General features: G+C 66.6%; 5 protein-coding genes and 1 pseudogene. 4 read left to right on the top strand and 2 right to left on the bottom strand.

The genetic code is table 11. From position 1 onward, the window contains the following. Positions 1 to 471, bottom strand: a pseudogene (locus ACIQ42_RS14795) (porphobilinogen synthase); the annotation flags it as partial. A gap of 106 nt (positions 472 to 577) precedes the next feature. Next, positions 578 to 1,933 carry an APC family permease gene (locus tag ACIQ42_RS14790; protein WP_397423023.1) on the bottom strand — a complete coding sequence of 452 codons (1,356 nt, stop codon included), beginning with the start codon at positions 1,931 to 1,933 and terminating at the stop codon, positions 578 to 580. A gap of 314 nt (positions 1,934 to 2,247) precedes the next feature. Between ACIQ42_RS14790 and ACIQ42_RS14785 the strand changes: the two genes are divergently transcribed. From ACIQ42_RS14785 to mmsB, 4 genes are all read left to right on the top strand, one after another. Then, positions 2,248 to 3,384 carry an isobutyryl-CoA dehydrogenase gene (locus tag ACIQ42_RS14785; RefSeq protein ID WP_397423022.1) on the top strand — a complete coding sequence of 379 codons (1,137 nt, stop codon included), beginning with the start codon at positions 2,248 to 2,250 and terminating at the stop codon, positions 3,382 to 3,384. After that, a complete protein-coding gene (locus tag ACIQ42_RS14780) occupies positions 3,381 to 4,433 on the top strand; it encodes an enoyl-CoA hydratase/isomerase family protein (protein WP_397423021.1) in 1,053 nt (350 codons plus the stop codon). Before ACIQ42_RS14785 ends, ACIQ42_RS14780 begins: the two co-directional genes overlap by 4 nt. A 42-nt stretch (positions 4,434 to 4,475) precedes the next feature. Next, complete coding sequence (locus ACIQ42_RS14775; RefSeq protein ID WP_397423020.1) at positions 4,476 to 5,222, top strand: class I SAM-dependent methyltransferase; 747 nt, start codon at positions 4,476 to 4,478, stop codon at positions 5,220 to 5,222. An 11-nt stretch (positions 5,223 to 5,233) separates the two neighbouring features. Then, the coding region (mmsB, locus tag ACIQ42_RS14770) for a 3-hydroxyisobutyrate dehydrogenase (protein ID WP_397423019.1) at positions 5,234 to 6,046 on the top strand (813 nt) is incomplete at its 3' end.

The following is a 6,046-nucleotide window of genomic DNA, read 5'->3' as shown; positions in this document are numbered from 1 at the left end:
CTGGGCCACCAGGGTCTCGATGGTCTGGTCGTTGAGGATGCGGCCGTTCTCGATCAGGCCGTCGTGGCCGTGGTCGGTGAAAGGGTCCAGCGCCACGTCGCACATGATCCCGACCTCCGGGGCGGCATCCTTCATGGCCTTTACGGCGGTGGCGACGATGCCGTTCGGATCATGCGCCAGGGTGCCGGCGGCGTCCTTCTTGGCGCCGTCGATGTGCGGGAAGACCGCGATGGCCGGGATGCCCAGCGCGCGGGCCTCCCTGGCGGCGGCGGCGCAATCCTTCACCGACAGGCGGCTGACGCCGGGCATGGAGCCCACGGGGATCGTACCATCGCCCTCATGCACCACCATCGACCAGATCAGGTCTGCCGGCGTCAGCACGGTCTCGCGGACCAGACGACGGACCCAATCGGCTTGCCGCAGGCGGCGCAGACGCAGGGCAGGATAGGCGGCGAGGGGGGCGTGGGTCATGGCCGGGATTTGAACCCGATGGCGCGGGGAGGCAAGTCCCCGGGTCTGTCATCCTGGACCTAGATCTCGAGCCCGGGACTCGTGACCCGAGGCAAACCCGGACACATCAACGGCGTAGGGTCAGGATCCTTACGAGCGCGGCGACGCCGATCACCGCCAGGAAACCCAGGGTGATCCCCGGCGTCTCGATCGCAAGCGCGATTAGCAGGGCCAGGCTGATGAGGGTGCTGAAGATGATCGGCAAGGGAAAGAGTGGCGTGCGGAAGGGGCGAGGCAGGTCTGGTTCGGTCCGCCGCAGACGCAGGGCCGCGAGGTTGACCAGAATGTTCACGACCAGCGCCGACGGCACCGAGAGGGCAAGCAGCGTCTGGTAACTGCCGCTTGCGGCAAGCGCCGCACCCGGCAGGGCGACCGCCAACAGCGCGCGACGGGGCGCGCCGTCCGCTGACACCACGCTCAACGCCCGGGGCAGAACGCCGTCGCGCGCCATGCCGAAGGCGATGCGCGAGCAGAACATCACGAAGAGATTGGTGACCGCGAGGGCGGAGATGGCCGCGAAGATGGAAGTCACCTGTTCAGCTCCGTCGCCCAGGAGGCTGCGCATGGCTTCAGCCACCGGGAGGTTGGACGCCGCCATCTCTGCGGGGCTCATCGCGTAGAGAAGCGCCGCGTTGATGGCGACATAGACGACCGTCACGAGGACAATCCCGCCAAACACCGTGCGGGGAAGGTCGCGTCCGGGGTCAGGCATCTCCTCGCAGAAGTAGGTTGCGCTGTTCCAGCCTTCATAGGTGTTGCGGATCGCCCGCAGCGCGATGACCAGGGCGCCGAACGTGAGCGCTGGCGGCAGATCGCCAGCTGGGCCGTGCTCGGCCGGTGGCGAAGACACCAGGAGTCCGATGATCGCGATCAGCGCCAGGCCCTTCAGCAGGCTGCCGAGCGTCTGGCTGGCTCCGCCGACGCGGGTGCCAATCAGGTTCACCCCCAGAAATGCAAGCACGATCGCCGGGGCCAGGACTGAAATCGGGGCGCCGGCCATGGGTCCGACACGCTGGATGAACTCAGCGGACACGACCGCCAGAAATCCGATCGCGCTAATGGCACTCAGCGCATCGGCCCAGCCGGTAATCATCCCGCCAGCAGGACCAAAGCTACGGTTGGCAAAAGCATAGGGCCCACCCGCCCTTGGCGTGGCCGCCGCCATCTCCACATGGGCGCAGGCGTCCAGGACACACAACAGACCGACAACCGTCCACATCACCAGGATCAACGTCGGGTCCGGTACGGCGCCGGCGACGATGCCCGGCGTTCGCAGGATCCCCTGCCCAACCATTCCCCCCACTGTGGCGGCGAGCGCAAAGACGACGCCCAGTCCCTTGACCAGGGTTGTCCGACGTACGGCTGCGCCCGGATCGCCGGCGCCGCGCGTCATTTCCTCTGGCGTCTGGGCGTTTGTCGACACGGCGCAACCTCGAACCAAGAGGCGCGGTCCCCGATGTCCGCCCCACAGTCGGAGCGGCTAAACCAGTCTCAAACCCGCAGGAACTGCACATTTTTGATCGCGGACGGCCCGGCTTACAGATCCTGGGTTCGGGTCTTCCCGCCTGGAGATTCCAAACTCATGAGGTTGGCCCGTTTTCCCGCTCTGCTTCGGCGTGATGCTGCGGCAGCTTCGAGTTCGATCGGTGGCATCAAGCGCCGCCGGATAGGTTGGTGGGGCTCTGCGGACATCGCGGGGACGTTGACATTCCGCATCCTGCGCGCGACTCCGCAGGCATGGATTTCAACCTCACAGAAGACCAGCGCGCGATCGAGGACGCCGCCCGCGCGTTCGCCCTCGCCGAACTGGCGCCACACTCGGCCCGCTGGGACGAGGAGAGCTACTTTCCCGTCGATGTGATGCGCAAGGCCGCGGAGCTGGGCTTTGCCGGGCTCTATGTCCGCGAGGACGTGGGCGGCTCGGCGCTCAGTCGGCTGGATGCTGCCATCGTTTTCGAACAGCTCAGCTACGGCGACGTCTCCACTGCGGCGTTCATGTCGATCCACAACATGGCGTCGTGGATGATCGACCGGTTTGGCTCGGAGGATCTGCGCCGACGCTACCTGCCGCGTCTGACGAACATGGAGCTGATCGCCTCCTATGCCCTGACCGAGCCGGGGTCCGGATCGGACGCCGCCGCCATGAAGACGACGGCCCGCAAGGACGGCGACGCCTATGTGCTGAACGGCGGCAAGGCGTTCATCTCCGGCGCAGGATCGTCCGACATCTATCTCGTCATGGCCAGAAGCGGCGGTCCCGGCGCCAAGGGGGTCTCGGCGTTTGTGGTGGAGAACGGCACGCCCGGTCTTTCGTTCGGTGCGCCGGAACGGAAGATGGGCTGGAACTCCCAGCCCACGGCCCAGGTCAACTTCGACGATTGTCGCGTGCCCGCCGCCAACCGGATCGGCGAGGAGGGCGAGGGGTTCAAGTTCGCCATGGCGGGCCTGGATGGTGGCCGGATCAATATCGCGTCCTGTTCGCTGGGCGGGGCGGGCTTTGCGCTGGACACGGCCAAAACCTACCTCGAGACGCGCAGTCAGTTCGGTCAGGCGCTGAAGGAATTCCAGGGTTTGCAGTGGCGCTTCGCCGACATGGCCACCGAACTGGACGCAGCCCGCCTGATGGTGCGCCGCGCCGCCCACGCCCTGGATGAGAAACACCCCAAGGCCACCCAGTACTGCGCCATGGCCAAGCGCTTCGCGACCGACGCCGGCTTCCAGGTCGCCAACCAGGCGCTGCAACTGCACGGCGGCTATGGCTACCTGCGCGACTATCCGCTGGAGCGCATCGTCCGCGACCTCAGAGTCCACCAGATCCTGGAAGGCACCAATGAGATCATGCGTGTGATCACGGCGCGGGAGCTGTTCCGTTGAGCGGGGAACCGGAAGTCCTCTGCCGCCTCGAGGGCCGCGTCGGGCGGATCACGCTCAACCGCCCAGGCGCGCTGCACGCGCTCACCACCAATATGTGCCGATTGATGACCGACGCCCTGCTGGCCTGGCGGGACGATCCAGCCGTCGCGCTGGTGATGTTCGATCATTCCGGCGAGCGGGGGTTCTGCGCCGGGGGCGATATCCGGATGCTGGCCGACAGCGGGGCGGGAGATGGCCGCGAGGCGCGCGAGTTCTTCTTCATCGAGTATCGGCTGAACGACCTGCTGTTCCGCTATGCCAAGCCGACGCTGGCCATCATGGACGGCATCACCATGGGCGGTGGCGTTGGACTGGCGCAGCCCTGTCGCTATCGCCTCGCGACGGAGCGCACCACCTTCGCGATGCCCGAGACGGGGATCGGCCTCTTCCCGGATGTCGGAGGCGGCTGGTATCTGAGCCGGATGCCGGATCATCTGGGCCTGTGGTTGGCGCTGACGGGCGCGCGGATCAAGGCGGCGGATTGTGAACTGCTGGGGATCGCCACGGATTTCGTGGAAAGCGCCCGGGTCGCCGAGCTCAAGGCCGCCATCCTGCTCGATCCCGATGGAGTCGAGACCCTGCTGACGGAATTCGAGGCTGACGCGGGTCGCCCTCCGATCGCCGCGCATCAGGACGAAATCGCGCGCATCTTCGGCGCCGACAGCGTGGAGGCCATTGTCGGGGGGCTTGAGGCGGCTGGATCTGACTGGGCGCTGGAGCAGCTCAAGACCCTGGCCACCAAATCCCCCCAGACGCTGAAGGTGGCCTTCCGTCAGCTCCAGCTGGGCCGGGCCGCGACCACCTTCGCCGACAACATGGCCATGGAGTACCGGATCGGCGCCCGGGTGGTTCAGCGCCACGACTTTCTCGAGGGCGTGCGGGCCGTGATCGTCGACAAGGACAACGCGCCGAAGTGGGACCCGCCCACGCTTGAAGCCGTCAGTGAGGAGCTGCTCGACGGCATTTTTGCGTCGCTCCCTTCCGAAGAGGCCTGGTCGCCTCTAACGTGAGCGTGCGGTGATCGAACGGTGGTCGCCAGGAGGAACATCCAGATGAGATCGAATCTGTTGCTGGTGGCCGCCGCGGCCATGGCGCTGTCGTCGGGGCTGGCCCAGGCCGCACCGTCCGCCGCAATCGTCGCCGCCGTCGCCGACAAGGGGCGCCCCGAGGCCGACACCAAGCGCGACGCAGACCGCAAGCCCGCGGAAATGCTGGAGTTTGCCGGCGTGAAGCCCGGATCAAAGGTCGCAGACTTCATTCCGGGCGGCGGCTACTTCACCCGGATCTTCGCCAAGGCCGTGGGTCCCAAGGGAAAGGTCTACGCCGTGACCAATCCGCCCCCTGCCACCGCGACCACGCTGCCGGCGATCTTCGGCATCGCCGCCGACCCGCAGTATGGCAACATCACGGTCGTCCAGACCGGCATCGCCAACTTTGCCGTCCCTGAACAGGTGGATGTGTTCTGGACTGCCCAGAACTATCACGACCTGTTCGCCCGGGCCCGGAACGTCGACGTTTCCAAGGTCGACAAGCTGATCTTCGACGCCATCAAGCCCGGTGGCGTGTTCATCGTGCTCGATCATGCCGCTGCGCCCGGCACGCCCATCGACCCCGACGACAAGTTGCATCGCATCGATCCGGCCCACGTGAAGGCCCAGCTGATCAGCTCGGGGTTCAAGTTCGAGGGCGAGAGCACCGTGCTGCGGAACCCCAATGACGACCATACCAAGGGCGTCTTTGATCCCGCGATCCGCGGCAAGACGGACCAGTTCATCTACAAGTTCCGCAAGCCCAGGTAGGCGTAACAGCTATGGCAATGACCCGCGTCGCGTTCATCGGTCTGGGCAATATGGGCGGCGGGATGGCCGCCAACCAGGTCAAGGCGGGGCGCGAGGTCGTGGCTTTTGACCTGTCGGCGGCGGCGCTTGAAAAGGCGAGGGCTGCCGGTTGCCGGATCGCCGGCTCGGTTTCCGAGGCCGTCCAGGCCGTTGACGCAGTGATCACCATGCTGCCGGCGGGGCCGCATGTCCGCCAGGTCTATGCAGAACAGATCCTGCCTAATGCGCCGACCACAGCGCTGCTGATCGATTCCTCGACCATCGACGTGGAAAGCGCACGGGCCGTCGCGGTGCAGGCGAGGGCGGCGGGCTTTCGATTCGCCGATGCGCCGGTTTCGGGCGGGACCGCCGCCGCTGAAGCCGGGACGCTGGCGTTCATGGTGGGTTGTGATGAGGCCGACTTCGGCGTGATCGAGGACGCCATCGCGCCCATGTCCCGCGTGACGATGCGGGCGGGCGATCACGGCGCCGGGCAGGCGGCCAAGATCTGCAACAACATGGTGCTCGGCATCTCCATGATCGGGGTCTGCGAGGCTTTTGCGCTGGCGGAGAAGCTAGGCCTTGAGGGCGAACGCTTCTTCGAGATCGCCTCGAAGTCGTCCGGACAATGCTGGAGCCTCACCAGCTACTGCCCCTGGCCCGGCCCGGTGCCGACGGCGCCGTCGAACCGGAACTACGAAGGCGGTTTTGCCACCGCAATGATGCTGAAGGATCTCAAGCTGGCGCAGGAGGCCGCCGCCAGGTCAGGCGCGGCCGCGCCGCTGGGGGCGGCGGCGGAAGGGCTG

It is taken from the genome of Phenylobacterium sp. (genome assembly GCF_044372605.1).
Taxonomy (GTDB): Bacteria; Pseudomonadota; Alphaproteobacteria; order Caulobacterales; family Caulobacteraceae; genus Phenylobacterium.
Note: the sequence above shows the minus strand (reverse complement) of the source record. Positions and strands in the feature narration are given on the sequence as shown.

Bases quoted from the DNA above. Each gene is read 5' to 3' on its own strand.
- ACIQ42_RS14775 (WP_397423020.1), top strand. From the start codon at position 4,476: ATGAGATCGAATCTGTTGCTGGTGGCCGCCGCGGCCATGGCGCTGTCG.
- ACIQ42_RS14785 (WP_397423022.1), top strand. From the start codon at position 2,248: ATGGATTTCAACCTCACAGAAGACCAGCGCGCGATCGAGGACGCCGCC.